A 26,678-nucleotide genomic window follows, 5' to 3' on the forward strand; every position below is an offset into this window, starting at 1 on the left:
GAATCGATGGCCGGCAGCGTGTCGTCTGGCGGCCTCTTACAGATGAATGAGCCGATCACGCAGATAGCGGAGGTCCGCAAGGGTCAGATAAGGACGCGGCAGCGGCAGCTTCAGCGAGATTTTGATCCCGATCAGGATGAGGGTGAGGCGGAGAAGCGTGACCGCGAGGATCGCCCAGGCCGCTCCGAGTGCGCCGTCGCGGGAGGCCATCACGTAAACCGAGACCAGCATGGCCGCAAAGCATGTCGCCTCCACGGCGGAGACATAGCCCGGGCGGTTCAAGGCCTGGAAGAGCTGCGCGCTGATATTGGCGAGGCCGAAGATGATCGCCTCGGCAAGAAGGATGTGGAAGATCGGAACCACGGGCGCGAATTCCTGGCCGTAGAGCAGCACCAGGAGCGGCGGTCCCCACCACATGCCTGCCAGCCAGGTGATCAGAAGAAGGGCAAGGGCAAAGCGAAAGGTCTGGTCGAAATGGCATTTCGCAATGTTCGCTTCGGCCCTCGCCATCTTGGAGAGGAGCACGCTGTTGATCGGCATGATCCACGCCATGGCGATGCGTGAAAAGCTGAAGGCGATCACATAGAAGCCGAGCTCGGCAGGGGCGACGAGGCCGATCAGGATCAGACGGTCGGTATATTCTGCACAGGTGGTGACGATGTCGGCAGGCCCGGCGCGCAGGCTGTAGGAGAGCATCGATCGTGCATGGCGTCGAAAATCGCCTCGTGCGACGCCCATGCGGACCAAGAAGGCCGGAATCTGCGTGACGAGAGCCAGGCTGATCCCCGCAATCGAGGCCAGGACGGCGGCTTGCCAATTCAGGTCGGCGAAGCCCAGCACTCCCATCAGCGCGAAGAAATAGAAAAGGTTGGGGGCGAGGCGGCCGTAATTGTTGAAGGTGAAGGCGCCCAACCCGATGAGGACGCAGCACAGAAGCGCCTGCGAACCGCCGAAGATAGAGGCAAGAGCTGCGATGCGGGCGTAGAGGATCGCTTGCTGATCGTACTGCGTCATCAGGTGGGGGATCGCGAGGAGCGCGACCGTCAGAACGAGGCTTCCCCAGCCGGCCGCCAGTACAAAAGCGATCTGCGCGATCCTTGCCCGGTCATCGCGGTTCTTGGCCACATGATAGGTCGTGGCGGCGCCGATGCCGGCCGTGGAGATCAAAGCCAGGAACTGCGTCCAGAGCACGACCGCGGAATAGATGCCGCGACCGTCCGGCCCAAGGAGCCGCGCGGTGATGATGCCGGTGACGATGTTGACGAAGAGGATGGCGGCAAAGGTCGCCATCGATTGCATGACGGCATAGATGGCGGTGGGCGCTTTGAGGATCCGGCCCGGCAGATGCAGGAGGCTCGCGGCGAGAATGGTGCGCATGGATGGGGCGGCCGTGGCGCCATCGCCACTGATGGGCGCGATGTTGACGGCCGCGATGTCGGCTTTCGCCTGATCGGCTCCTACAACCACAGGGCGGGCTTTCGGGTGCATTCGGGCCCGTCTTGATTGGCGGTGCCGGGATTGCCTTTGATGAGAGCCGGGTTCGCCTGTGAGGAGCCCGGCCGAGAGGCCGCGAACAGGCCCGGATGCCTGCGCCGACCCGAGGTTGTTTTTTCGCAGGCGAGCCGCATCCTGCGGTCGCCGAGAACCCTCTCGTAGATCTCGGCAATGCGGGCCCGGAATACGTCCGGCGAAAACTGCTTCCGCGCTATGCTCGCGACAAAAGAGGCAGGTACGTGCTCTTGCTGTCTCAGGACCGCGAGCACGGCCTCGGCCACGGCGTCCGCGTCGTCCCTGGGGACGAGAGTGCCTCCCGTCTCCGTGCAGACGGCCTCGCGCACGCCGCCGATATCCGTGGCGACGACCGGTCGGCCCACGATTTGTGCCTCGGCGAGGACCATGCCGAAGGATTCGTTGCTCGTTGAGGTCAACGCCACGACGTCCATCCCGGCCATCCACGATGGCATGTCGGTCTGAAAGTCGGTGAAGCTGACGCGGCCGCGCAAGGCCGGGGTCTCCGCCATGTGATGGAGACGATTTGCGTAGTCTTCCTTGTCTTTGAGGGCGAGCGGGCCGACGACCCAGAAATGCGCACCGGGCTCCTTAGCTGCGATCTTCTCGGCAGCCTCAAGGAAAATATGCTGCGCTTTTCGCGGCTCGATGACGCCGAAGATGCCGATATTGTAGCGCGCGCCTTTGTCGACGATCGGTGCGGCCGGGCGTGCTCTGGCCGCCTTCTCGATGAACGCCGGATCGACGCCGTTCGGGACGATCTCGATGCGTTCGTGGGAGACGCCGATCGTCTCGAGAAGTTCACGGCTCGCTCCGGAAACGCAGATGAAGCGGTCGACATGACGGGCGGTCCAGCGGAGCGCGAGGCGGTGCTGTGGTTTGATGGGCAGGACTTCATGCACATGCATGACGACCGGAATGCCGAGGCGACGGGCGGCGGGGAGCGCGTACAGCGCACCGACCGGGTGGTGAACGTGAACGAGCTTGATCTCTCCGGAGGCGAGCAGTCGTCCAATCTGGCGGCTGCCGGCTCGCCACGCCTGGAGATAGTTCCATAGTGCGAGAGGGTCCGAGGTGGCGCGCATCCGCTCGAAGCCGCAATCCGCAAGCGGGATCGAAAGCGAGCGGGCAGCCGCCGCAAGATCACCGCCGCCGGGGCAGGCGAGGACAGGGGAATAGCGGTAAGGCTTCATGCCTCGCGCGAGCGTCAGGATCACGCGCTCGGCGCCGCCGAGAAAGCCGACGCGGCTCACATGGAGAACGGCGCGCTCTGCACACATGCTGGGACCCTCATCTTGAACCATTGCCCCACAGGCGCGGAGCCGTGCCGAGCGTCTGCTCATGACGGGGCGCCGTTTGGCTAAGTTTTTAGATGAAGACGGAATATTCTTGGCGCAGTCAATATATAATGCTAATTAATTTATAATTATGCTAATCCCAAAAGTGGCTCGAATGCTCGACCTGCCGAAAGCCGCAGAGCGAGTGCTTTGGCTGAGGCGCATGCGCCTGGTTGCTGCGTCGGGCTGGTTGTTGTGCCAGAGCGGCGCTCGTCTCCTTTCGGGGAGGGCGGTGAGCTTGTGTGGGCGTGAGGCTTTCGGGTCTGGAGGGAGAATGCGGGTTGCTCTGATCCACGAAGCGCTGACCGTCTACGGTGGGGCCGAAAAAGTGCTCGAGGAGCTGATGCGGATGTTTCCGGAGGCTCCCGTCTTCGTTCCGCTCTACGAGCCGTCGGCGTTTCCGGAGATTTTCCATAAGGCCGATATTCGTGCCACTTGGATCAACCGGCTGCCGCTGGTGCGGCGCCATCACCGCGCGCTCTTTCCCCTCTATCCTCTGCTGATGAGCTCGATCGACCTCTCTGGCTACGACCTCGTCATCAGCAGCTCTTTCAACTTCGCGCACAACGTGGTCACGCCGCCCGAGAGCTGCCATGTGTGCTACTGCCATTCTCCGCCCCGTTTTCTCTGGGATTACAACGCCTATGCCCGGCGCGAGGGCTTTGGCGTCTGGAAACGGCGGCTCGTGGAATCCATGCTGCCGCGGCTTCGTTCCATGGACCGGGCCGCGGCGCAGGGGGTCGATTTCTGGGTGAGCACGAGCACTCTCGTGGAACAGCGGATCCGAAAAACCTACCGCCGTCGCAGCACCATCATCCCCCCGCCTGTCGATGTGAACGAGTTCAGGCCGGGAAGTGGTCGTGGCGAGTACTTTCTGCTCTTGATGCGTCTCGTCGGCTGGAAGCGGCCCGATATCGCCGTCAAAGCCTGCAGCGAGCTCGGCGTGAAGCTCGTCGTCGCCGGTGACGGCCGGGAGATGCGGCACCTCAAGGCCCTTGCCGGGCCGAGCGTCGAATTCGTCGGTCGCGTGGATGGGGAGGCGAAGGCCGAGCTTTATCGCAATTGTACCGCCCTGATCCTCACCTCGGTGGAGGATTTCGGCATTACGCCGCTTGAGGCCATGGCCTCCGGGCGTCCCGTCATCGCATTGGGTGAGGGGGGCGCTCTCGACACGGTTGTTCCCGGCGAGACCGGGGAACTCTTCGACGAACAGACCTGCGAGAGCCTCAAACGGACCCTCCGACACTTCAATCCGAAGCGCTATGATCCTGCTTCCATTCGCCGGCATGCAGAAGTTTTTGACAGCCGTCAGTTTCGGACAAAGCTGAACAGCTTTCTCGGTCGCTCGGTCCGTCTCTATTCTCGGAGGATGAGCGAAGCCAGTGTCGCCAGCGTCGATGAGCCAGACCTCGGCGACGGTTCAGAGGCGCGTGCTTCGGACTGGCAAGAGAAGCCTCGGTTTCCGGCGCAAATGCAGCTTTAAGTTTTGTATACTGCTAGGTGTTCGATCGTTCAATCTTTCCAATCTACAAGGAAACCGGAAAGTTCCCTTAGAAGATAGATGGTATTTTAATCCAATTTGAAATCCATCTTGTTATGTCTCTCATTTCTCCATATAATTTTCCGAGGTGATTGCTTGTAGGTGCGTGTTTATGTCGTGTCGCGATATCTCCACTGGCGAAAGCTGTGAGCAATGCCGTTTCTGGGCGCGTCAAGGCAATAAATTTGCCGGGGAATGCCGCCGTTACCCGCCGCACTTTTCCGAAGGGTCACATGGTCGCCCGCTGGAATTGAAGCGGGTCTATCCCATGGTCCCTCCAACGGATTGGTGCGGGGAATTCAGGCCCCGGGTGGCGGAATTACTTTAATTTCGGTCTGGGCCTTACTCGGAGACTGAGTGGCGATACTTCGTGGCGCGCTTGATGTTTCCGCGTCGGCAGCGCGCGACTTCGGGGGGCGCCGCTCAGAGGGAGCTATGAGCGGCGATCGTTTTCCCAGATCGTGTGGATGCGATGCGCGCTTGGTGTCGAAATCTGAAACAGCCGTGCCACTTCGATCTGCTTCATGCCGCGATCGAAGGCGGCATAGACCGCAGTCTTACCGAGGCGCGTCAGCCGGTCGCCCTTTTTCCAGGCGGGGTTGAACGCGCTGAGGTCGACAGGGCTGGCCTGCCCGCCCGGGCGGAGTTGTGCGATCGCCTCGTCGAGCGCAGCCGCCGCGGCGAGGCAATAATCGCGCTGCGCCTCCAGGTATCTGACTTTCGCCTCCGGTGAGAGGATGTCGTACTCAGGCCTCTCCAGGAACGGCCGCATCATCATGTTCGCAATTCTCCCTCCGGATTGGTGATCGGAGACCTCAGGTGGCCTGCCGGGCGTCCCGAATCGTTGGTTCCCTGCCTAAATCTTGTTTATGGGGGCACGAATTTCTAGAGCAATAGGATAAAATTGCGGCCTCTATTGCTACATTTTGTTGACTTTTTCTATTTTCTTGATGTGATGCCAGCCTACGTAATCCGCGACCCCTGCCGTCTCGGACCGATGCCGCTGCGGATTGAAGGTGTCGAGGATATGTTGGCGTATCGGGGCCTCTTGCTTGTCTGTGCTGCTGCCGGGTGCTGGTTCGCCTTGTATTGTGTGGTGGGCTGTGCCGCCTCGGCAGAAAGTGGTTCGTGTCGGGTGCCGGATCCCGAGCGGATGGCCGTTCCATTCGAATTTGCTCGGACGTTCCTCTCTCCTTTTTACCCGAGCTATGCGCTGAATATCGGTGTCCTCCTGCCGCAGGTCGCGGCCTATCGAATTGCCCTCCCGGGGAGCAAGGCAGGAGGTCTCATCGAGAGAGAAGCAGGTATGAGCGGGGTTCTACTCCGCCGGAGTGGGTGATGCCGTGTCACCTTCGCTGGCTGAAGATGACATCCATATCTGGACCTGGCGGCTCGACGGCGATTTCCTGAGTGCGTGCGGTGACTGTCTCACCCCTGAGGAGAGAGATCGCTGCGCAGGGCTGTCTGAGCCTCATGCTCAGATCCGCTTTGCCGCGGCCCGCAATGGTCTCCGGTTTCTGCTGGCCCGTTATCTCGGGGGCGAGCCTTCGGAGGTCAATTTGAAAGAAGGTCGGTGCGGGAAGCCTGACCTCGGCTTGGGCGCCGACATGGCGTTCAATCTCGCGCATGCTGGCGACCTCGCTGCCGTCGCACTGTGCCGTGGCGGGGAGGTGGGGATCGATATCGAAGCGGAAACGGCGGGACATATCGAGCTCCGTGGGATCCTCTCTGCGGAGGAGGAGCAGCAGCTTCACCTGCTCGGCCTCTCTCCCGACCGTTCCGTTCTGCTTCAGATCTGGGTCTGGAAAGAGGCAGTGTTGAAGGCGTCGGGTCTTGGTCTGTCGGTTGATCCCGCCAAGGTCGTTCTCACTTTCGAGCGGCAGGGACGCCGGCTCGCGGCACGAAACGGTGCGGTGCCAGGTTTCGGCTCTTATGAGCTTCGGAGTTTTGTGCCGGTGCCGGGGTTTGTCGGGGCGGTGGCCGTGACGCGGGAAGGTCTGCGGATGCTCTCTTTCTCGCTTTGCCGCGAATATCTGAACGAGGCATGCCGGATGTGGTCGGACGTGGGTCGGATTAAGGCCTCATAACTTGCCTGGACCGCCCTCCGTGTAGCCCATCTCCAGAGAGATCCGTGACGCGGCGTTGCAGACCTGCCTGACCAATTCATCCTGACGGGCTTCGTCGAAGCGGTACATGGGCAGCGTGATGGTGATGGCACCGACAGGGCGGTGCTGAAGGTCGCGCACGATTGCGGAAATGCCGCCGGCATCTTCGGAAAGCTCGCCGCGATTGATGGCGAAGCCGCGCATACGGATCTCGTCGATCTGGCCGCGAAGTGCCTGCGGGTCCGTGATTGTGCAGGGTGTGTGGCGCGGCAGGGTTTCCGCAAGGATCGCTTCGATCTCCGCTTCGGGCGCGAAGGCCAGTAGCAGCTTGCCCGACGCCGTACAGTGGGGTGCGTTGCTCTGGCCGGGTCCTGCATAATGCGTAATCGCGTTGGTGCCGATGACCTGGTCGAGGCTGATCGCTTCCAGCCCGTTCCAGACGCTGAAACTCGCCGTCTCGCCTGTGTCGTGCGCCAGCCGCTCCATGTGTTTGTGTGCGATCGTGGAGATGCCGCGGCTCGTGAGGATCGGCGCTGCGATGGCGATCAGGCCTATGCCCAGGATGATGCGTTCGCTCGCCGGCTCGCGCTCCAAAAGCCCCTCGTCTTCGAGCGTGGCGACGACCCTTGAAATCGAGCTTTTGTGGAGCCCGATGCGGCGCGCGATCTCGTTGATGCCGATACTTCCGCCTGCCTGCGACACGCAGCGCAGAACCTCCACGGCGTGCCTTGCGGCGACAACCCCGGGACGGCGGGCGGCTGGTTCTGCTGAATTCTTGGGCATCGCTGCATTCTGACCTTTTCGAGGCATCTCGTGCTTGACCTCTGTCAGATGAAAGTCAATCATAGCTAAACGCAACAGCGTTGCGCAATGCGCAACAACAGGAAACGATTTGATGAAGGCCAAAACGGCATTCCGTGAGGTGGTGCGAGAACTCGAGGCGCGAGGCGCCCTTGCAACCGTCTCGCGGCAAGTTGATCCCAAGCACGAACTGACGGCTGTCATGCGGCAAATGCAGAAGAGCGAGAACAAAGCGCTTCTGTTTCGTTCCGTTGCCGGTTCCGACCAGCCGGTCGTAACCAATGTCTTCGGTTTCCGCAGCCACGTGGCGGCTGCTCTCGGTCTCGAAGAAGCCGATCTGCTTTCTTCGCTCGTCCAGTTGGAGAACCAGCGTCTTCCGACGGAAAGAGTAGACGAGGCTCCCGTTCAGGAAGTCGTCGTGGCTGGCGCCGATGTCGACGTCTCCCGCGATATTCCGCAGGTGGTGTTCTCGGAGCTCGATGCCGGGGCCTATCTGACGGCCGGTGTGTTGATCGCGCCGCATCCGGAGACCGGTGTCTACAATGCCTCATGGAACCGTTGCCAGCTCGTTGGCGGCGACCGGATGCGGGTGCGGATGATGCCGCCTCAGCATCTTGGGCGCTATCATCAGGTGGCGGAGGAAAAAGGGCAGAATCTTCCCTGCGCCATCGTCATCGGAGCGCCTCCGGGAGTGATGTTTTCAGCCGCTTCGAAAGTGCCCTTCGAAGTGGATGAGCTGGAAGTGGCCGGCGCCTGGCAGGGCAGTCCCTTGCGCGTCACGCGCTGCAAGACGATCCCCGTCGATGTGCCGGCGGATGCGGAGATGGTGATCGAAGGGGAAGTCATCGCCGGCGTGCGCGAGGATGAGGGTCCCTTCGGCGAATTCACCGACGGTTATGTGCCGGTGATGAAGAACCACGTCTTTCGTGTGACCGCCATCACGCGGCGCCGCGATGCGATCTATCATGCGATCCTCGCCGGCGGCACCGAAGATCTCAATCTCGTCGGCGTTCCGATCCAGACCGAGATCTACAAAAAAGTCTCGTCCTTCGTGCCGCGCATCCGCGACATCGCCACTCCTGGCTATGTCTTTGGCTGCGTGATTTCCATCGAGAAGAAGAGCGAGGATCAGTCGAAGAATGCCGTGCTTGCGGCTATTGCTGCCTATTCGTGGACAAAAGTTGTCGTTGTCGTCGATGAGGACGTTGATCCTTTCAACGCGGCCGATGTTCTATGGGCGATTCAAACGCGTGCGACGCCCGATACCGGCGTTTACGTTTTTCCGCGTGTGCCGAGCTATACACGCGAGGACGTGCGGGAGGTGCATCGCGGCAAGATCGGCATCGATGCGACCGTGCCGCTGCATATGAAGAAATTGTTCGAGCGACGACGCTTTCCGGGAGAATCTGACGTGCGTCTGGAGGAGTATATCGATGGCGGGTGTTAGCCTCGAGAATATCGGCGAGGCGATCGACCATCTGGTCACGGCGCCCATGTCGAATTGGACGATCCTGAAAGGCATTCCGCTTCTGAAGCTTTATGCGCGGGCCCGGGAGAAAGCTGGCGGGGAGGCGGTGACGCTCACCGCTACGCGCCTTCTGGAGAATCGCGTGGGGCCAGGTGACCGGGTCCTCGTCTTGAGCGGCTTCATCATGCGAGATTACGGGCTGCCGGAAACGGATGGGCCGATCGGCGCGGCCGTTCTGGCGCGCGCCCTTGCCATCGCTCTCGGCGCCGTGCCTATCGGTATCTCCGAGGCCTCTGTCGTGCCCTGCATGGAGGCGTGTTTTTCGGCTGCGGGTCTGATCCCGGCCACGCCTGATACCCTCGGCTCCGGACGCAATCGCTGCGCACTCCTCGACTTTCCTGTCGATGCGGCCGAGGCGGAGCGCGCGGCGGCCGAAATTCTCGACCGCTATCAGCCGAAAGCCGTCATCGCGGTCGAGCGGCCGGGCGCCGGCGCGGACGGGCATTATCACGGCGGCGGCGGTTTCGAGATCTCTGGCTTCACGGCCAAAACAGACGTTCTCTACCGGATGGCACGCGAGCGTGGCATCGCCACGATCGGTATCGGCGATCTCGGCAACGAGCTCGGTATGGGCACAGTCGCCGACGAGGTCCGGGAATATGTGCCGCTCGGCGAGACGATCGCCGCCGAACAGCCGGCCGACGTGACGGTCGTCGCCAATATCTCCAACTGGGGCGCTTACGGGATTGCGGCCTGTCTTGCCGCCTCGACTGGACGCGAAGCGGCTTTCCACGACGGGCGAGAGGAAGAGCGACTGATCGAGGCTTGCGTGCGCGCAGGCGCGATCGACCCCGTCGGCGGGCAGTTCCGGCTCTATGTCGACGGGACCGACGCGCGCACCAATGCGGCCATGGTCGATCTGTTGCGCTCGCTGGTCGTCTTGAGCCGGGAAGGTGCCAACGTCACAGACTATCAGACGTCATGGCAGAAGCGGTGACCGCGGGCTCCGCTCTCTCCAGGCGCCGCGTCGGCCTTATCGTGCCGTCGGTCAATGCGGTGATCGAGCCGGATTGCGCGCGTATCGCCTGGCCAAATGTCACCTTTCATGCGACGCGGGTCATGCTGCGCGAGACGACGCCCGAGGGGCTTCGTCAGATGAACGATGGCGTTGCGGCCGCCGCCGATCTCATCGCTTCCGTCACGCCCGATGTTGTCGCCTTCGCCTGCACCAGCGGCTCCTTCATCGACGGCGAGGAGGGCCTCGCCCGCCAGATCGCTTCGATCGAGGCGCGCGTCGGTTGTCCCGTCGTCTCAACTTCGCGCTGCATCGTCGCAGCGATGGCCCATCTCAACGCGACTAAGGTCGCCCTTGCGACGCCTTATCTCGACGAGGTGAATGCGGCCGAATTGGCCTTTCTTGAAAGCCATGGCCTGACCGTGACCAATCTGCGCGGGCTCGGGCTTTCCGGAAAGGCGATCCGCGAAGTGCCGCCCGAGCGTGTGAAGGAGCTGGTGCGTGATGTCGATACGCCGGACAGCGAGGCGATTTTCGTGAGCTGCACCGATCTGCGGGCGCTCGAGGTCGCCGAGGAGCTTGAAAATGAATGCGGCAAGCCGGTTTTGACGAGCAACCAGGTCACATTGTGGGGCGTCCGCAATGCTCTCGGCGGGGTTCCGGCGGTCACAGGTTACGGGAACCTGCTCGCATGACGCTCAACCCGCAAAGCGCCGAAATGTCTTCGACGCGCCTCTATGAAGCCGAGACCTCGCCCGATTTGATCGCCGAGCGGTACGGTCTTGCCCGCGAGGCCGTCATCGACTTCTCCCTCAATGTGAACCCTTTCGGCCCGCCGCCCGCTGCCGTCGAAGCCGCGCGGCGTGCCTGCGGTGCCATTCACCTTTATCCCGACCTCAATTATTCGCAGCTGCGGCGGGCGCTTGCCGCGCGCCACCGTGTCGACGAGGCGATGTTCTTCTTCGGCGCCGGGCTCGACGACGTCATCAAGCTCATTCTGCAGGCCTGGACGAGCGCGGGCGACGATGTCCTCGTGCATCTGCCGACGTTTCCGCGTTACGAGCTCGAGGCCTCCCTGCGCGGTTGCCGGATCGTTGCGGTGGAAAATGCCGAGCCGGAGCTGATCGACGCGGGACGGATCGAAAAGGCGCTCGTGGCGCACAAGCCCGCACTCGCCTTCATCTGCTCGCCGAACAATCCGACCGGCGCACGTCTCACCCGGAGCGAGATCGCGCGGCTCGCAGAAGCGGCGCCGGAGACCATTCTGGTCGTCGACGAAGCCTTGATCAATCCGGCGGAGGAGGGGGCCGTCGGCCTCGTCGTCAATCACCGCAATCTCGTCGTCCTGCGCACCTTCTCGAAATATTTCGGCATTGCCGGCATGCGTGTCGGTTATGCGATCGCGAGCCCGGATCTCGTTGCCGTCGCCGAGGTCGGGCGTCCGCCTTTCAACCTCGCTTTGCCGTCGCTCGACGCGGCGATCGCGGCCCTTTCAGACCGTGAGTTTCTCGCCCGCTGCAAAGCGACCTTTGCCGAAGAGTTCGCGCATTTCCTGACGGAGATCGCGTCCGATCCACGCCTCAAGGTGCGCGGCCACAACGCCAATATGATCCTCCTCGATCTCGGCGGGCGCGATCCGGGAGAGGCGGCCGAAAACCTCGCGCGCCGCGGCCTCATCGTCGCCGACGCCACATCCTTCCACGGGCTTGAAAGGGATCATGTCCTGCGCATTTCTCTGCGCTCACGGGCGGACAACGACAGGCTCATCAAGGCCTTGAAGGAGCTGCCATGACCGCCTCGTCGGGACGGGCCGAGAAAAAGGGGCGGGGCAAGGCGCGCCTGCCCTTCGACAGCCTCATACTGTGCCTCGCCGTCGTCCTCGCCTGGCAGGCGGTCACATATTTCGGCGATGTTCCCGCCTATCTCCTGCCGCCGCCTTCGGCGATCGCCGAGCGCATCTATTCCGATTTCGGACTGCTCTTCAGCCATTCTCTGGTCACCGCCAAAGAGGTCCTGATCGGCTTTCTTCTGTCGATCGTGATCAGCGTCCCGCTTGCCGCGATCCTGGCGCAGTTCCCACTGGTCGAGCGGATGCTCTATCCGCTTCTCGTCGCCTCGCAGACGGTGCCGAAGGTGGCGATCGCGCCGCTGCTCGTCGTCTGGTTCGGCTTTGGGCTGTTTCCCAAGATCCTGATTGCCTTCCTCATCTGCTTCTTCCCGATCCTGGTCGATTCCCTCGTCGGGTTTCGCTCCATGCCCAAGGAAATCGCCTGGCTCGCCCGCTCCACCGGGGCCTCGCGCTGGAAGGTCTTCCTGCATTTCCAGGTGCCGGCAGCTCTGCCGAACATCTTCGCCGGCGTGAAGGTGGCTTCGACACTCGCCATCGTCGGGGCGATCGTCGGGGAGTTCGTCGCCGCCGACAGCGGGCTCGGCTATCAGCTCATCGTGGCGAATGGTTCGCTCGATGTGACGCTCTCCTTCAGTATCCTGATCGTCTTGAGCGTCATGGGGATGTTGTTGTTCGCCCTCGTCGATCTCGCCGAGCGCCTGGCGCTTCCCTGGCATGTCTCGCAGCGCTCGTGAGGAGACGGTGACAATGGAGCCCGCCCTCGATTTTTCCGCCGTCAGCAAGACCTTCACGACATCCAGCGGGCCGGTGAAGGCTCTCGACGATGTCAGCTTCTCTATCGCCGAGGGTGAATTTCTCGCCGTCCTCGGGCCGAGCGGCTGCGGCAAGAGCACACTCCTGTCTCTCGCCGCCGGTCTGGAGCGTCCGACCTCCGGGGGCGTGAAGACGGCGGGCCGGGTTATCGATCGGGCCGTCACCGACATCGGCATCGTCTTTCAGACCGATGCGCTGCTCGATTGGCGCAGCGTCCTTCAGAACGTGATGATCCAGCCGCAGATGCGCGGCCTCAGGACGAGCGAGTATGAAGGCAAGGCACGCGAGCTTTTAGAACTTGTCGGGCTTGCCGGCTTTGAGGAGAAATATCCCTACGAGCTCTCGGGCGGCATGCGCCAACGAGTCTCCATCTGCCGTGCGCTCGTGCACAATCCTTCGCTTCTTCTGATGGACGAGCCTTTCGGGGCGCTCGACGCGCTGACGCGCGAACAGATGGTGATGGAGCTACATCACATCTGGCTTCGCACCCACAAAAGCGTGATGTTCGTCACGCATGATATTCAGGAGGCGGTTCTCTTGGCCCAGCGTGTGCTGGTCATGACGCCACGGCCTGGTCGAATTGCTGAGATTATCGAGGTGGATCTCCCCCTCCAGCGCACACCAGACATTATGGAGAGCGAGAAGTTCACGCAGAAAGTCGCCCATATCCGCCACCTCTTCGAGGCACATGGTGTGCTGAAGAAGTACTGATATTTGGAGAAGGATCGAATGAAACTCACGCGACGCACTCTTCTTGTCTGCGCGACGGCGCTCGGATTGACCCTTCCCGCGGGGATGACCGAGGCCCTGGCGCAGGACAAAGACCTCAAAAAAGTCACCGTCCGTCTCGCCTTCAACTACAACGGCCACCGTTCGCCGTACCTCCTGGGGGTCGACAAGGGCTTCTACGAGGAAGAAGGCCTTGATGTGGAAGTCCTCGAGGGCAAGGGCGTGACATCGTCCATGCAGCTCGTCGCCAACAAGCAGGACACTTTTGCCATCATCGATCCGCCCTCGCTGATGCTGGGTGCGGCCCAGGGCATGCCGCTGCGCATCGTGGCGCAGCTCTACCAGGTGAGCCCCAACGCGGTGATCAGCTGGAAGGAAGAGAACATCAAGAAGCCGGCCGATCTCGTCGGCAAGACCGTCGCCACATTGCAGGGCGATACGACCACGACCATGCTCTATGCGCTTCTCGCTCGTAACGACGTGGAGCGTAACGACGTCAAGATCGTGGCGACGGACGGCGGCACCCGCAATCAGACATTCCTGGCGAAGCGCGCCGCAGCGCTGACCGGCTTTTCCAACGATTCCTATCTCGGCATGAAGGCGACCACCGAGGATGATGTCGACTACTTCATGTATTCCGATTTCGGCATCGACACGATGGGCGACGCGTTGGCCGCCAATACCGATACGATCGAAGAAGATCCGGAAATGGTCGCCGCCTTCGTCAAGGCGACCTTGCGTTCCTATGCCTACGCTCTGGAACATCCGGAGGAGGCGATCGACTCCCTGATCAAGCGTTCGCCGACCCGCGACAAGGACGTGGCGGTGGAGAAGCTCAAGGCGACGGCGGAGCTGATGACCTCTGACGTGACCGAAGAGCACGGCATCGGCTATTCCGACAAGGCGCGCTTCGAACAGACGCAGGAGCTGATGGCGGAATTCGGTGGGCTGACCAAGACGGTGGACGACGTCTCGGTCTATTACACCAACGATTTCCTCCCGAAGAACTGAAAGAGGTAGGTAAGTCCTCGTGCGCAAGCGTCTCGTCGTCGGTATCAGTGGTGCATCCGGTGTCATTTACGGGGTTCGGGCTCTCGACCTGCTTCGGGAGCTCGACTTCGAAGTGCATCTGGTGATGACCAAGTCCGCACAGATCACTCTGGCGCACGAGACGGACCTGAAAGTGGCCGATGTCCACGCCCGCGCCGATGTCGTTTACAAGCCTGAAGACATCGGCGCGGCAATCGCCAGCGGTTCCTTCCGCACGGAGGGGATGCTGGTGGCGCCGTGTTCGATCCGCAGCCTTTCCGAAATTGCCTGGGGTGTTACGGCAGGGCTCCTGAGCCGCGCCGCCGACGTCGTCTTGAAGGATCGCCGGCGTCTCGTCCTCATGGTCCGCGAGACACCTTTGCATCTCGGGCATCTCCGCACGATGACCCAGGCGACGGAAGCCGGCGCGATCATCATGCCACCGGTTCCCGCGTTTTATGCCAAGCCCCGATCGCTCGACGATATGGTCGAACAAAGTGTGGCTCGCGCCCTCGACCTTCTCGGTCTCCACAACGACAAGGTCCGTCGCTGGGGCGAGCCGACGCCACACGCCGAGGCCTGAATGTCGGAAGGCGGCGAAAACGGGGATGCTGAGCTCGACCGGCTGGCGGAGGACGCTCTTCCCGACCCCCGCATCAACGCGTTTCTCGCCTCGCACCACGTCCTCGCGCTTGCCTGCTCGGACGGGGAGGAGGTTTGGGCCGCGAACTGCTTCTATCTATGGCTGCCGCAATCGGCTTCGTTCGTAATCTTGACCGATGGCTCGACCCGCCATGCGGAGATGATGCGCGTACGAGACCAGGTGGCGGGCTGCGTCGCGGGGCAGCCGGAGAAGGTCGAGGATATTAAGGGCGTGCAATTCTCCGCGCGTGCGACATGTCTCCCCGAAGCGTCTGCCAGCACGGTGCGGGCTCTCTATGAAGAGCGCTTCCCCGTTGCGAGCAAGATGCCGGCTCCGGTCTGGCTCCTCGCGGCGGACTTTCTCAAATACACCGACAACAGTCTCGGCTTCGGCGCGAAAATCCTCTGGAGCCGCAAAGACTGACCAGCTTGGTGGAGAGGAAATCTCCTCCGTCGCACCGCTTCCAAGCGCCTTGCACGACGGCGAAGCGCTCGTGCAGGTGCCTCCCGTTTCTCCCGCAACCGCGATACGGCAGAAGCGCTGGAGCAGGTTCCACTTGAATCCCGTCTGCACGAAAAGGTTGTGCGTCAGCCCGGACCGCGCCAGCAGTGACATGTGATGGTGCCGGTTCAATGCGCTCCGGCTTTGGCTATCACCTTATTTTTAATAGAAATGATCGACCAGACATCTCGCAGAGCGAGCTCTCTGCGACAATAGACTCATGGTCGAGCCACGACCCTGGGTTTATATATCTTCCGGTTGCAGCAGGCAGGATCCACGCGGTTGCGAGAATTGCCGTGGTGTCGGTGTCTCAAGTTCGTTGTGCCTCGGCGGCGGGGCATCTTAAAGCGATACAGAGTGTGAGTTGCTGCCTGCATAATGAAACAAAAATCGTTTATCTTGTTGTCTGAGAGAATTGATTAGCCAAAGGATCATCTGCGAATGCAGCAGAGAAAGCTTGGGCGCTATTCCGTATCGGCCGTTGGTCTTGGGTGTATGAGCATTTCGCACGCTTACGGGGCGCCGTTGGCGCGCGCGGATGCTGAACGTCTCCTCAATCAGGCGCTTGAGTGTGGATATAGTCTCCTGGACACCGCGGTGATCTACGGATACGGGGCCAACGAAGCGTTGATCGGCGAGGCTCTCAATGGCCGGCGGGACGAGTTCGTGCTCGCCAGCAAGTGCGGCATCTTCCGTGCAGATGACGGGAGCCGTGTGATCGACAATCGCCCCGAGCGGTTGAAGCGCGCCTGCGAAGACAGCCTGAAGCGCCTCAAGACGGATGTCATCGACCTCTATTATCTGCACCGCTGGGACAAAGTGGTGCCGATCGAGGAGAGTGTGGGCGCGTTGTCGGAGCTCGTCCAGGAAGGGAAGATCAAGGCGGTCGGCCTCTCGGAAGTTTCGGTGCCCACTCTGGTGCGCGCCCATGCGGTGCATCCGATTTCTGCGGTTCAAAGCGAGTATTCGCTTTTCACGCGCAATCCTGAAATCGCGATGCTGGCAGCCTGTCGACAGCTCGACATTACATTTGTTGCCTTTTCGCCTCTCGCGCGCGGCCTTTTGAGCGGCCAGCTGCGCGATCCTGCGAAACTTAAGCCCGGGGATTTGCGCCGCAACATGCCGAGATTCCAGGGGGCCAATTTCGTTGCCAATATGCAGCTCATCGACGGTCTCAAGGAGATTGCCGACGACGCCGGCTGCACGATGGCGCAGGTCGCTCTGGCTTGGCTTCTCGCCAAGGGCGACGACATCATTCCGATCCCGGGTACGACGTCGAGAGCGCATCTTCGGGAGAATGCCGAGGCGGGCGATATCGTCCTGCCTGCCGGAGCGCTTCCACGTCTCGATGCCCTGATCAACGAGAAGACCGTGCGCGGAGCGCGCTACAGCGCCGCCGTCCAAGGTGAGATCGACACCGAGGAATTCGGCGTCTCATGTGGAGCGCCTTAGGCTGCCGGATAACTGCATGCAGAAGCCGGCGGTAGAATTCTTCGGATGTGCAGTCTTCGGCGGGCGTGTGTTTTTCCTCGTTCGGTGGGGGCTGTGCTGCGGCGGCCGAGGCGGCGCAAACGAAACCGCTGGGTGACGCGTACGGCCAAGCCCAACCTCCTCATTCCAGGCACAAAGGGAAAGCCGGAGCCGCCGTGGCGCTCTCGGCCGTCATGCTTCGGGGGCAGGAGGGCAGGGATCTATGTACCGGTTGCGCTTATGGTCCGTGCGCCATTCCAGGGGGCTGGAGAGGCTCTATAAGTGGGTCGAGGGCACGATGGTGGCACTTGACCCGCTCTTCTCTCGGCTCGGTTACGACCGCGTCGAGCGTCCGATCGCCTTCGTCGAGCGCAACGTCAAAGGCCTCCTCTTCGATTGCGAGATGTGCGGCCAGTGCGTGTTGTCGTCGACAGGCATGTCCTGCCCGATGAACTGCCCCAAGCAGCTTCGAAATGGTCCCTGCGGCGGCGTCAGGCCCGGGGGCTTTTGCGAGGTGCGGCCATGGATGCGTTGCGTCTGGGTGGATGCCTGGAGCGGGGCGCAGACAATGCGCAACGGGGCTTGGATCGAAGAGGTCCTGCCGCCGGTCGATCGCAGTCTCAAAGGCTCGTCCTCCTGGCTCCGCGTGGCGCGCGAGAAAGCGGCTGCACGGCGGGCCGCGCCGGTGCGAAGCAGGGCGCGCGCCATCGTCGCCCGCGCCTTTTCCGGCGCCAGGCGCAATGAGCCTGCCTCCGCACCGCTTGCCGAGGAGCCGTCGAGCGCCGTCAATCAGGAGGCGCAGCGGTGAGCGGGTCGAGCGAATTCACCCATCCATTCCAGGCTTACGAGGTGCCGCCGCCTGGGCATTCCTCCGGGAGCCGGTTGGAGCGGGTCCTGCGACAAGGCCGTTTTGCCGTGACGGCCGAATTGAACCCGCCGGATTCCGCCAATGCGGAGGATGTGTACGAGGCGGCACGGCCTCTTGCCGAGGTTGTCGATGCGATCAACGCGACCGATGCGTCCGGCGCCAATTGTCATATGTCGTCGATCGGCATCTGCTCGCTTCTGACCCGGGCCGGCTATGGCACGATCTATCAGATCTCCTGCCGGGATCGGAACCGTATCGCCATCCAGGGCGATGTCCTCGGGGCGGCGGCGATGGGGGTCAAGAATGTCCTCTGCCTGACCGGGGACGGCGTCGGGGTGGGGGATCAGCCCGGGGCGAAGCCGGTTTTCGACCTCGATTCCATCTCGCTCTTGCGGGCGCTCAAGACGATGCGGGATGAGGGGGCTTTTTTGTCGGGTCGCAAGATCAGCAGTCCGCCACATCTCTTCCTAGGAGCGGCCGAAAACCCCTGCGTGCCGCCGCTCGAATGGCGCCCGGAGCGGCTGCGCAAAAAGATCGAGGCTGGGGCGGAATATATCCAGACCAATTATATCTTCGACATGCCGGTCTTTGAGGCCTTCATGGCGCGTGTGCGCGATCTCGGTCTCGACAAGAAGGTGTTCATCCTCGCTGGCGTCGGTCCGCTTGCTTCCGCGAAAGCGGCGCGCTGGATGCGCTCGAACGTTCCCGGCATCCATATCCCTGATCATGTCATCGAGCGCCTGGAGAAGGCCGAGAAGCCCGGCGAAGAGGGCAAGCGTCTGGCGATCGAGCTCATTCAGCAGATCCGGGAGATCAAAGGCGTCGCCGGGGTGCATGTCATGGCCTATCGCCGCGAACATCAGGTTTCCGAGATTATTCTGGAATCCGGCGTCCTGAAGGGGCGGAGACCCGAAGGGTCGAGGCGGGCGCGGACAGCGGCCGGCTCCAGGTCAGGCAGAGAGGCGGGAGAAGACGCTTCCGCGGCCTCGATGGGGGTGCGTCCATCTGACGGCGGGGCGCGCTGAGAGCCTGCGGCTGCCCGGGGCATCCCTCTGTCGACTGCGGCTGTTCCGAATACGAAACGGGCGCAGCCTTGCGACTGCGCCCGTCATCTCGTCGCCGCGCGCCCTTCAGGCGAGCGTGATGCGATTGTCTTCCGTCAGCGCCGTACGCAGCTTCTCCAAGGCACGGCTTTCGATCTGGCGCACGCGCTCTTTGGAAATGCCGAGTTCCTGACCCAACGCTTCGAGCGTCGCACCGTCTTCTTCGAGACGGCGTCGGCGGACGATCTTCAATTCGCGTTCGTTGAGCACGCTCAAGGCCGAATAGAGCCAGCCCGACCAGCGCTCTGAATCGATATAGTTGCCCACCGTCTCGTCCTGGAGAGGGGCGTCCGAGGCGATGAAATCCTGCCGATCGGCGCTAGAGCCGTCGGATTCGATGATCGGCGCGTTGAGGGAGGTATCCGGGCCGGAAAGCCTGGAATCCATCAAGGCGACATCGTTGGTGGACACACCGATCGCCTGCGCTATCTCGTTATACATCTCCGGTGCATTGATCATCTCAGACCCGCGGGAGAGGCGAGCTCTGAGGCGTCGGAGATTGAAAAATAGCGATTTCTGTGCCGACGATGTTCCGCCGCGCACAATCGACCAGTTGCGCAGGATGTGATCTTGGATCGAGGCGCGGATCCACCAAGTTGCATAGGTGGAAAAGCGCACTTCCCGTTCCGGCTCGAAGCGAGCCGCAGCTTCCAGGAGCCCGACATGGCCTTCCTGGATGAGATCGTTCATGGACAGCCCGAAATGCCGGAAGCGTGCTGCGATCGAAATGACCAATCGCATATGGGCCGAGGTCAGGCGATGCAGTGCCTGCTGGTCCCGTTTTTCCTTCCACGCGACCGCGAGTTCGCGCTCTTCGTCGCGTTCGAGATAGGGGGCCTTCATGGCCGCCCGGACTATCTGGCGTCGTGAGTTGCTGGAATCGTTCATGCCAACCTTCCCGCCTGTGTGAAACTCTGCCCGTCTTCGTCCCTTCCCTGTAACACTTCTAAACACCGTTTTGTTTCCGCTGAAACAGAAAAACCCGACCTGCCGATCGGGTTCCCTGTTCACAAAAGCGTTTTTGGCCCTAAATGGGCCGCGCCCCGGATTTAAGCGGCTTCTTCGCGCGCCTCATCCTCTTCCTGAGCGCGCTTGCGCTTGGGGCTCGCCTCAATCATTTTCTCGATCTTGCGCTGCGCTTCCGTCTCGGAGGTCTTCTCCACAGCGGCCACTTCGCGCGCCATCCGATCGATGGCGGCTTCATAGAGTTGCCGCTCGGAATAGGATGGCTCCGGCTGCGCCTCTGAGCGATAGAGATCGCGGACGACCTCCGAAATGGCGATGAGGTCGCCGGAATTGATCTTGGCTTCGTATTCCTGCGCGCGGCGGCTCCACATGGTGCGCTTGACGCGTGCGCGTCCGCAGACAGTGTCGAGGGCCTTGGCGACGGTCGGTTCGTCCGCAAGCTTGCGCATGCCGACAGAAGCCGCCTTGGCGACAGGGACGCGCAACGTCATCTTATCCTTGTCGAAGTCGATGACGAACAATTCGAGGCTCATTCCGGCGACTTCCTGCGTCTCCACATCGACGATGCGGCCGACGCCGTGGGCCGGGTAAACAATGCTCTCGTTCGTACGAAAACCCTGACGCTTCAACGTCTTCTTTGTTGTCATACGCGTGCGACTCCTGAGTTCGGAAAAGGCAGCTTCGCCGGGGGCGTGGTGCCGAGGGCGCTTTAGTCTGCGCGGGGGACCTTTCTGACGACACAGGGCTGACGACACAAAGTTTACCGCTGCCTCTGGCAGCGGCTATCATCCTGTCGTTATTCCATGCCGGAATTATGAGATCGGAACACGAGCACGTCCGATCTTCCGAACATAGTTCAAAAGGGCGTAGAAATCAAGGATTTGTTGCACGCGCACGGCAAACGTGCGCGGGGGCGGGGTGCCTCCGCGCCGTCAGGTGCAGAATTGGGCGGCCGGCTTAGTCGCCTTCACCGGCTTCCGGCGAGAAGTACTTCTCGAGCTTGTTTTCCTCGCCATCGTGTTCCTTGGAGTCGGGCAAAGGATCACGCTTCATGGTGAGGTTCGGCCATTTCTCCGCATATTCGGCGTTGAGCGTCAGCCACTTCTCCAACCCCGGCTCGGTATCGGGGCGGATCGCATCGGCCGGGCATTCCGGCTCGCACACACCGCAATCGATGCACTCGTCAGGGTGGATGACGAGCATCGTCTCGCCTTCGTAAAAACAGTCGACCGGGCACACCTCGACGCAATCGGTATATTTGCACCGGATGCAATTGTCGGTCACGACGTAGGTCATTCTCTACTCCGCGTCAGCGCTTGCGTTCGGGGCCTAATGGCTTTTCGGCGAGGGTGCAAGGGTGTGCGGCCAACCCAGACATGCAGCCGCAGGCGCTCTAATAATGAGCGTGCCCGGAGAGTTAGCAGCGCCTGTCAGTTCCGCCGCTTCATCGCAATGAGCGCCCGCCGTTCGCGTGGGCTCGGGCGGTGCTGGGGTGCGGGCGGAGGCGCATCGTCGGGCGCTGGGGCCGTTTCACCGGAGGAGGTCTCAATGCTCGCGCCGACGTCGCGGTAAAGCGTCGTCGCGACCGAAAAAGAGCCGCGGCGCTCGCTGAAGCCAAGTGCTTCCACGACCTTCACACCGCCGGGCAGAGCGAGGGTGAGAACGTCGCCGATGCGCACCAGACGGCTCGCCTGATCGACCTTCTGCCGGTTGATGCGCACATGCCCGTCGCTGATGAATTTCTGCGCGGCGGAGCGTGTCCGCACGAAGCGCGCGTGCCAGAGCCAGCGGTCGAGCCGCTGCGCCTCTGTCGTGCCCGCTTCGTCCGCCGACGCTTTCGCCAATCGCGCTCCCTTTCGGCCTTTCCGGCTCTCCTACTTGTCGGAGGAGCCGAGCTTCTCCTTCAGCGCAGCAAGGGCCGCGAACGGGCTGTCGGGATCGGCCCGCTTTTCCCGTTCCTGCCTTTGGGGACGCTGGGGCGGACGCTTGGGCAGCCCCTGTTCGCCGCGGTGGCGGAACTTGCCCTTCTTGTGCTGCGGTTTGGACGGGGCCGGGCCGTGCGGGGCCGCCGCCGCTTCCCCGCCTTCGGTTGCCGGCTTCTGGGGGCCGCCACGGCCTGTGGCTCGGCGTGGAGAGCGCTTCGCTTTGCTGGGCCGACGCTCCTCGCGCCGGGGCATGCCGCCATAGCGCCAGATCTCCAAAAAGGCCGGCTCGGCCTTTTCTTCGGTCTCGGCCTGTCCTTCGGTCTCCGGCTGTGCCTCGCCCGAAGCGTCCGCATCCGTGGCGCCTGTCGTTTCGGCGATTTGCGCCGCTGTGGAGTCCGTCTCGGGCGCAGGTGCTGCGTCTTCCGGTGCGAGCGGGGTCGGCGCGCCTTCATCGGCGACCATGCCGGCTTCAGATCCTGCCCCGGTTGCGGCCTCGCTCCCCTCCAGGGGCGTTTCTTCGCGGGGGGCTTCTTCGATTTCGGTGCTTTCTGTGGGCGCAGGTGTCGCTGCTTCGGAGGTACCGACGGGCGCTTCGGCTCCTGACGCCTCGGCGGTCGCGGCCACGTCCAGGCCGTCCGCGGTTGCTGCGGCTTCAGCTTTTTGCACCGCTTCTTCCGTCGCGGGCGTCTGCGGCAAGGGGCGCCGCTCGACGCGGTAGCCGAGGCCGTTCAGGATGACACCCATATCTTCGCCCGAGGCGCCGAGGAGAGACGTCATCGCGGACGTGACGGTGAAACCGCCGCCTTCCTCGATCGCGCCTGCGGGCGGCTCGATCTCACGGCCGGGCCGCCAGGTGAGGGCGGGACGGATGAGATCGGCCAGCCGCTCGAGAATATCGATGCGCACGGCGCGACGACCGAAGATGCGGTAGCCGAACCGGTGGTAAATGGCCGGATCGATCTCTGGGTCGACGTTGACGGAGGTGCGGCCGGAAGCCGAGACGGAGGCCACCTCGGCGATGCTGTCGCGGTCGTCGCGGCCTTTGTGCAGAGCTTCGAGCTCCGCCAGCAGAGTTGCCGGCGCGGGCTTGAGCAGCATCGGCAGATAAATATGGTAGGCGCCGAAACGGACGCCGTGGCGCCTCAGACCGGCGCGGGCGTCCTGGTCCAGGGAGCGGACTTCTTCGAGAACGTCGCGGCGGTCCAGAATGCCGAGCTTTTCCTTCAGCTGATAGGCGATGCCGCGGGCCAGACCGGAGAGGCTCTCATCGGCTTCCAGTTCGAGAAGCGGCTTCAAATGCGTGCTGATCTGATTGGACAACCAGACGGTCAGCCGGGCCTCGACTTTCTCGCGGCTCGGGCCTGTGAGCTGCTCGTCAGCAAGAAGCAGGATCCGCGGCTTCAAAGGTTCAGATTCGGCGATCAAACGCGCCACGGGTTCGCCGTGCCAGCGGATGATCGCGCCGGACGTCAGCAAGAATCCCGCATCGTCTGAACGTGACAGACGCTCAGCCCGTTCGGCGACCGCCGTGCCCAGCGCCTTTGCTGCCGCTGTGCGAACCGTTTTTGCATCCGACCCCTCCGCCTTGGCGTCGGGTGTGAAGCGAAAGCCGATCAGCGTGCCGACATGCTCGCCCTCCACCAGCACGTCGCCCCCCGGGGTGATCTCGGCCTCAAGCATTGTATTCTCCTTCAACCGGCGCATCAGAACGCTAGTTCGCCGATCGACAAAGCGTTTTGTAAGCCTGTCGTGAAGTGCGTCAGATAGCCTATCCTCAACGCGCTTCGTCTCTTCGCGCCAATAAGTCGGGTCGGCAAGCCAGTCCGGCTGATTGGCCACAAAGGTCCACGTACGAATTTCTGCAATGCGCGCCGACAATGTGTCGATGTCGCCATCGGTGCGGTCGGCCCGCTTCACCTGCGGCGCAAGCCAGTCGGGTGGAACGGAGCCTTTGTCCATAAGAAAAGTGAAGATCGAACCGATCAGTCCGGCATGCTGAGCAGGCGCAATGCGTCGATAATCGGGCAGCCGGCAGATGTCCCACAAACGCTCCACGGCCTTAGGGTGCGTCAGTCGGTCGGTGATGTCGTCATCGCGCACCAGAAGCTCAAGCGCGACCTGGTCGGCCGCTGGCGGCGATTTCGTCAAAAAAGGATGCTTCGGTGCCTGTTCCAGCGAGGCGCGCAGGGCTTCGTGGGACGAGAAATCGAGGCGGTCGTTGCGCCATTGCAGCACCCGGACCCCTTCGAAACGGTGGCTCTCCAGCGCTTCCACCAGGGGCGGCTCGAAGGGAGAGACCGTTCCCGTCACGCCGAACGTGCCGTCGCGCATGTAGCGCCCGGCGCGCCCGGCGATCTGGCCGAGTTCGGCGGCCGTCAGGGGGCGGTGCTGGTATCCGTCGAATTTGCGGGCCGAGGCGAAGGCGACATGGTCGACATCGAGATTGAGGCCCATGCCGATCGCGTCCGTGGCGACCAGAAAGTCGACATCGCCTGACTGATAGAGCTCCACCTGACGATTGCGCGTGCGCGGTGAAAGGGCGCCGAGAACGGCCGCCGCACCGCCGCGCTGGCGGCGCATCAGCTCGCCGATCGCATAGACCTCCTCGGCCGAGAAGGCGACGATCGCGGAGCGCTCCGGCAGGCGTGTCAGCTTCTTCTGCCCGGCATAAGCGAGGACCGACATGCGCGGGCGTGTGACGATATGCGCGCCCGGCAGAAGGCCTTCGATGACGCCGCGCATCGTCGATGCGCCCAAGAGCAAGGTTTCCTGGCTGCCGCGCAGCGACAGGATTCGGTCGGTGAAGACGTGGCCGCGTTCAAGATCGGCGGCGAGCTGAATCTCGTCGATGGCCGCAAAGGCGGCATCCGTGTTGCGCGGCATTGCCTCCACGGTGGAGACCCAATAGCGCGGTTCCGCCGGGACGATCTTTTCTTCGCCGGTGACGAGGGCCACCTTGTCGGCGCCGGCGCGCTGAGCGACGCGGCTATAGACCTCCCGCGCCAGAAGCCTGAGCGGCAGGCCGATGATGCCGGTCTCGTGACCGAGCATGCGCTCGATGGCGAGATGCGTCTTGCCGGTATTGGTGGGGCCGAGCACCGCTGTGACGTTGCGGGCGCTCCACTGCCGTGGATTGTCGGATGTCACATTCATCAGGCGATGGCGAAAACCGTTGGGACGAGTACGAATGCGCGAGCGCGGCTTGACTTAATGGTTCCGGGCCGACTCGAACGACTCTTGAACAAAAGCGGATCGAATCGACGACTCTTCCGGATTCAGGATTCGTTCCACGGGCTCGACCGTGAAGCCCACAAGCGTGTTAGCGAGAGCAGGTGACATATGCGGTCGGGGCCTTGAAACAAGGTTAGCAAAAAGCAAACGCCCGCTCGCCGCAGGACGGCAGATGATTCAAGCATAGGCCGTTTTGACGAACGAATCGCCGACGAATCGGCAGGGTCAACAAGTTCAACTTCCGTTCTCTCCACATATGGGGGATAACGTCCGCAGAGCGCAAGATCTGCGGACCACCGTGCGGCCATGCGCCCTCAATGATCAAGGGGGCAAAGGCGCTTCTTAACGATTTCGTCTCAAAACGGCACATTCACCGCACATTGAGACGGTCGGCGGTGGCTGTGAGAAAGCCCCATTCCGTTCGCACCCGCATCTTTACGGGGACCGCAAGTCCCACCGTCTCGATTGGCGCGAGCCAGACTTCCATATCCTTGTTTGCCGCCATGAAGCGCTCGCTCTTCTTGTGTGCGCGGTGGCCGGCGATGGGAACATAGCGAACGGCACAGACGACGACCGGGCCGGAATAGCTCTTGCTGCCGCCGTTGTAACGCTCCGTGCGCGCAAAGCGCATCGTGATATCGAAGCGTTTGTTGTTCTCGAAGACCGGCGTCCTTTCTTTGCACAGGTCTTTTCCGCTGCGGCCGGCGATCGGCATCACGAGCGCGCTCAAAGGATCGATCACACCTGTCTTGTGCTCCGGTTTCACCGGCACGCGATCGGCATATTCTTTGTGAGGCTTGTCGGCTTTGAAACGAAGATCGCTCACACGACCATTGGCGAAGGAGAGCGACAAATCCTCAGCCTCTCCATCCTCCACCCAATGGCGATGATAGCTCTGCGCCTCTGGGGCATCCGTGAGGGTGCCGGTGGCTTCGGCATTGACGCGCGCATCGGAGAAAAGCCGACTGAAGCCGGTTGCCTTCGCGTATCCTTCCGCATGGTAGCTGCGTTTGTCGACGCTCAGGGTGGCCTTCACCTTGCCGACCGGGACGCCCATCAGAGACGCGCCGTAGCGCACCGTCAGTGTGGCCGCTGCAGCCGTGGGGGCGGAAAGTGCCGCACCCCCCAGCATGGTGAGGACTGCGACCATCGGCAGGAAGAAGGCGCTTCGAGTGTGCGGATGCCGCATTGGCGGAAGCTCCATTTTGGTGGCGGGGCACCCTTGTGTTCTGCCTAAGGACGAAAGCCGGCCTTTTTCGGGCCCATATTGCGGGTTTATGCGAGCCCCGCTGTGGCTGATGACTTGACCCTTGCGGCCACACTCCTTATAGGAGCGCTTTCGAAAAACCGGGCTTGAAGTGCCGTCCCGGCTGCGTCATGCGCAGGACGGTCCGCCCTCCAGATCAGATCATGAGGTTCTCCATGGCGCGCCGTTGCGAGCTGACCGGCAAGGCCGTCCTGACCGGCAACAATGTGAGCCACGCCAACAACAAGTCCCGGCGTCGGTTCCTTCCCAATCTGTGCAATGTGTCGCTGATGAGCGATGCGCTCGGGCGCGCTGTGCGGATGCGCATCTCTGCTGCCGCTCTGCGCAGTGTGGAGCATCGTGGCGGGCTCGACGCTTTCCTTCTCAAGGCGCAGGCGGACGAGCTGTCGCCAAAGGCGAAGCTTCTGAAGCGCGAGATCGCCAAGAAGGCGGCCAGCGCGGAAGCTGCTGCGGCCTGAGTTGACGGCGATCTTCCCAACGCATCGGAGACGCGGTTTTCTGACCGCGGT

The 26,678-nt window shown here is 62.4% G+C and carries 24 protein-coding genes and 1 pseudogene; 15 read left to right on the top strand and 10 right to left on the bottom strand.

Annotation, left to right across the window (positions count from 1 at the left end):
• Positions 1–36: 36 nt before the first annotated feature.
• Positions 37–1,488, bottom strand: coding sequence for a lipopolysaccharide biosynthesis protein (locus EO094_RS03205; protein ID WP_128290870.1), 1,452 nt, complete (start codon positions 1,486–1,488; stop codon positions 37–39).
• A complete protein-coding gene (locus EO094_RS03210; protein ID WP_164879539.1) occupies positions 1,458–2,789 on the bottom strand; it encodes a glycosyltransferase in 1,332 nt (443 codons plus the stop codon). Before EO094_RS03210 ends, EO094_RS03205 begins: the two co-directional genes overlap by 31 nt.
• A gap of 331 nt (positions 2,790–3,120) precedes the next feature.
• Between EO094_RS03210 and EO094_RS03215 the strand changes: the two genes are divergently transcribed.
• Positions 3,121–4,329 (top strand): glycosyltransferase, encoded by a 1,209-nt coding sequence (locus EO094_RS03215; protein WP_164879540.1) that lies wholly within the window; start codon positions 3,121–3,123, stop codon positions 4,327–4,329.
• Between the two features lie 490 nt (positions 4,330–4,819).
• Here EO094_RS03215 and EO094_RS03220 read toward each other — a convergent pair whose 3' ends face one another.
• The gene (locus EO094_RS03220) at positions 4,820–5,164 is read right to left on the bottom strand and encodes a hypothetical protein (RefSeq protein ID WP_128290873.1); all 345 of its coding nucleotides are present in this window, start codon (positions 5,162–5,164) and stop codon (positions 4,820–4,822) included.
• An 829-nt stretch (positions 5,165–5,993) separates the two neighbouring features.
• Between EO094_RS03220 and EO094_RS03225 the strand changes: the two genes are divergently transcribed.
• Positions 5,994–6,473: a 4'-phosphopantetheinyl transferase family protein gene (locus EO094_RS03225; protein WP_128290874.1), complete on the top strand. Its 480-nt coding sequence runs from the start codon at positions 5,994–5,996 to the stop codon at positions 6,471–6,473.
• Here EO094_RS03225 and EO094_RS03230 read toward each other — a convergent pair.
• Positions 6,468–7,274 (bottom strand): IclR family transcriptional regulator, encoded by an 807-nt coding sequence (locus EO094_RS03230; protein ID WP_164879541.1) that lies wholly within the window; start codon positions 7,272–7,274, stop codon positions 6,468–6,470. The genes EO094_RS03225 and EO094_RS03230 overlap by 6 nt on opposite strands.
• Positions 7,275–7,386: 112 nt before the next feature.
• Here EO094_RS03230 and EO094_RS03235 point away from each other — a divergent pair, with 112 nt between their 5' ends.
• From EO094_RS03235 to EO094_RS03290, 12 genes and pseudogenes are all read left to right on the top strand, one after another.
• On the top strand, positions 7,387–8,739 hold the full coding sequence (locus tag EO094_RS03235; RefSeq protein ID WP_128290876.1) for a UbiD family decarboxylase: 1,353 nt from the start codon (positions 7,387–7,389) through the stop codon (positions 8,737–8,739).
• Positions 8,726–9,757 carry a DUF4392 domain-containing protein gene (locus EO094_RS03240; RefSeq protein ID WP_128290877.1) on the top strand — a complete coding sequence of 344 codons (1,032 nt, stop codon included), beginning with the start codon at positions 8,726–8,728 and terminating at the stop codon, positions 9,755–9,757. The genes EO094_RS03235 and EO094_RS03240 overlap by 14 nt, the downstream gene beginning before the upstream one ends.
• Positions 9,742–10,470, top strand: coding sequence for a maleate cis-trans isomerase family protein (locus EO094_RS03245; protein ID WP_128290878.1), 729 nt, complete (start codon positions 9,742–9,744; stop codon positions 10,468–10,470). Before EO094_RS03240 ends, EO094_RS03245 begins: the two co-directional genes overlap by 16 nt.
• Complete coding sequence (locus EO094_RS03250; RefSeq protein ID WP_164879542.1) at positions 10,467–11,567, top strand: pyridoxal phosphate-dependent aminotransferase; 1,101 nt, start codon at positions 10,467–10,469, stop codon at positions 11,565–11,567. The genes EO094_RS03245 and EO094_RS03250 overlap by 4 nt, the downstream gene beginning before the upstream one ends.
• Positions 11,564–12,358: an ABC transporter permease gene (locus EO094_RS03255; protein WP_128290880.1), complete on the top strand. Its 795-nt coding sequence runs from the start codon at positions 11,564–11,566 to the stop codon at positions 12,356–12,358. Before EO094_RS03250 ends, EO094_RS03255 begins: the two co-directional genes overlap by 4 nt.
• A 13-nt stretch (positions 12,359–12,371) precedes the next feature.
• Positions 12,372–13,148, top strand: a complete 777-nt coding sequence (locus EO094_RS03260) for an ABC transporter ATP-binding protein (protein ID WP_128290881.1) — start codon at positions 12,372–12,374, stop codon at positions 13,146–13,148.
• Between the two features lie 18 nt (positions 13,149–13,166).
• Positions 13,167–14,177 carry an ABC transporter substrate-binding protein gene (locus tag EO094_RS03265; RefSeq protein ID WP_128290882.1) on the top strand — a complete coding sequence of 337 codons (1,011 nt, stop codon included), beginning with the start codon at positions 13,167–13,169 and terminating at the stop codon, positions 14,175–14,177.
• Between the two features lie 19 nt (positions 14,178–14,196).
• On the top strand, positions 14,197–14,778 hold the full coding sequence (locus tag EO094_RS03270) for a UbiX family flavin prenyltransferase (RefSeq protein ID WP_128290883.1): 582 nt from the start codon (positions 14,197–14,199) through the stop codon (positions 14,776–14,778).
• Positions 14,779–15,261, top strand: coding sequence for a PNPOx family protein (locus EO094_RS03275; protein WP_128290884.1), 483 nt, complete (start codon positions 14,779–14,781; stop codon positions 15,259–15,261).
• Positions 15,262–15,780: 519 nt separating this feature from the next.
• On the top strand, positions 15,781–16,791 hold the full coding sequence (locus EO094_RS03280; RefSeq protein WP_128290885.1) for an aldo/keto reductase: 1,011 nt from the start codon (positions 15,781–15,783) through the stop codon (positions 16,789–16,791).
• Between the two features lie 142 nt (positions 16,792–16,933).
• Positions 16,934–17,491: pseudogene (locus EO094_RS03285) on the top strand (methylenetetrahydrofolate reductase C-terminal domain-containing protein); the annotation flags it as partial.
• 122 nt (positions 17,492–17,613) lie between these two features.
• Positions 17,614–18,702: a methylenetetrahydrofolate reductase gene (locus EO094_RS03290; RefSeq protein ID WP_128290887.1), complete on the top strand. Its 1,089-nt coding sequence runs from the start codon at positions 17,614–17,616 to the stop codon at positions 18,700–18,702.
• Positions 18,703–18,807: 105 nt separating this feature from the next.
• Here the strand turns inward: EO094_RS03290 and EO094_RS03295 are convergent, their stop codons facing one another.
• From EO094_RS03295 to EO094_RS03320, 6 genes are all read right to left on the bottom strand, one after another.
• Complete coding sequence (locus EO094_RS03295) at positions 18,808–19,668, bottom strand: RNA polymerase factor sigma-32 (protein WP_128290888.1); 861 nt, start codon at positions 19,666–19,668, stop codon at positions 18,808–18,810.
• 161 nt (positions 19,669–19,829) lie between these two features.
• Entirely contained in the window at positions 19,830–20,393 is a 564-nt protein-coding gene (locus tag EO094_RS03300) for a CarD family transcriptional regulator (RefSeq protein ID WP_128290889.1), read from the bottom strand.
• Positions 20,394–20,703: 310 nt separating this feature from the next.
• Positions 20,704–21,042, bottom strand: a complete 339-nt coding sequence (fdxA, locus tag EO094_RS03305; RefSeq protein ID WP_092814553.1) for a ferredoxin FdxA — start codon at positions 21,040–21,042, stop codon at positions 20,704–20,706.
• Between the two features lie 134 nt (positions 21,043–21,176).
• On the bottom strand, positions 21,177–21,590 hold the full coding sequence (locus EO094_RS03310; protein ID WP_128290890.1) for an RNA-binding S4 domain-containing protein: 414 nt from the start codon (positions 21,588–21,590) through the stop codon (positions 21,177–21,179).
• A gap of 30 nt (positions 21,591–21,620) precedes the next feature.
• Positions 21,621–24,824: a helicase-related protein gene (locus tag EO094_RS03315; RefSeq protein WP_128290891.1), complete on the bottom strand. Its 3,204-nt coding sequence runs from the start codon at positions 24,822–24,824 to the stop codon at positions 21,621–21,623.
• A 448-nt stretch (positions 24,825–25,272) separates the two neighbouring features.
• Complete coding sequence (locus EO094_RS03320; RefSeq protein ID WP_164879543.1) at positions 25,273–26,091, bottom strand: DUF3108 domain-containing protein; 819 nt, start codon at positions 26,089–26,091, stop codon at positions 25,273–25,275.
• 233 nt (positions 26,092–26,324) lie between these two features.
• Between EO094_RS03320 and rpmB the strand changes: the two genes are divergently transcribed.
• Positions 26,325–26,627, top strand: coding sequence for a 50S ribosomal protein L28 (gene rpmB, locus EO094_RS03325; RefSeq protein WP_128290893.1), 303 nt, complete (start codon positions 26,325–26,327; stop codon positions 26,625–26,627).
• Positions 26,628–26,678 lie beyond the last annotated feature (51 nt).

The organism is Afifella aestuarii (assembly GCF_004023665.1).
Classification (GTDB): Bacteria; Pseudomonadota; Alphaproteobacteria; order Rhizobiales; family Afifellaceae; genus Afifella; species Afifella aestuarii.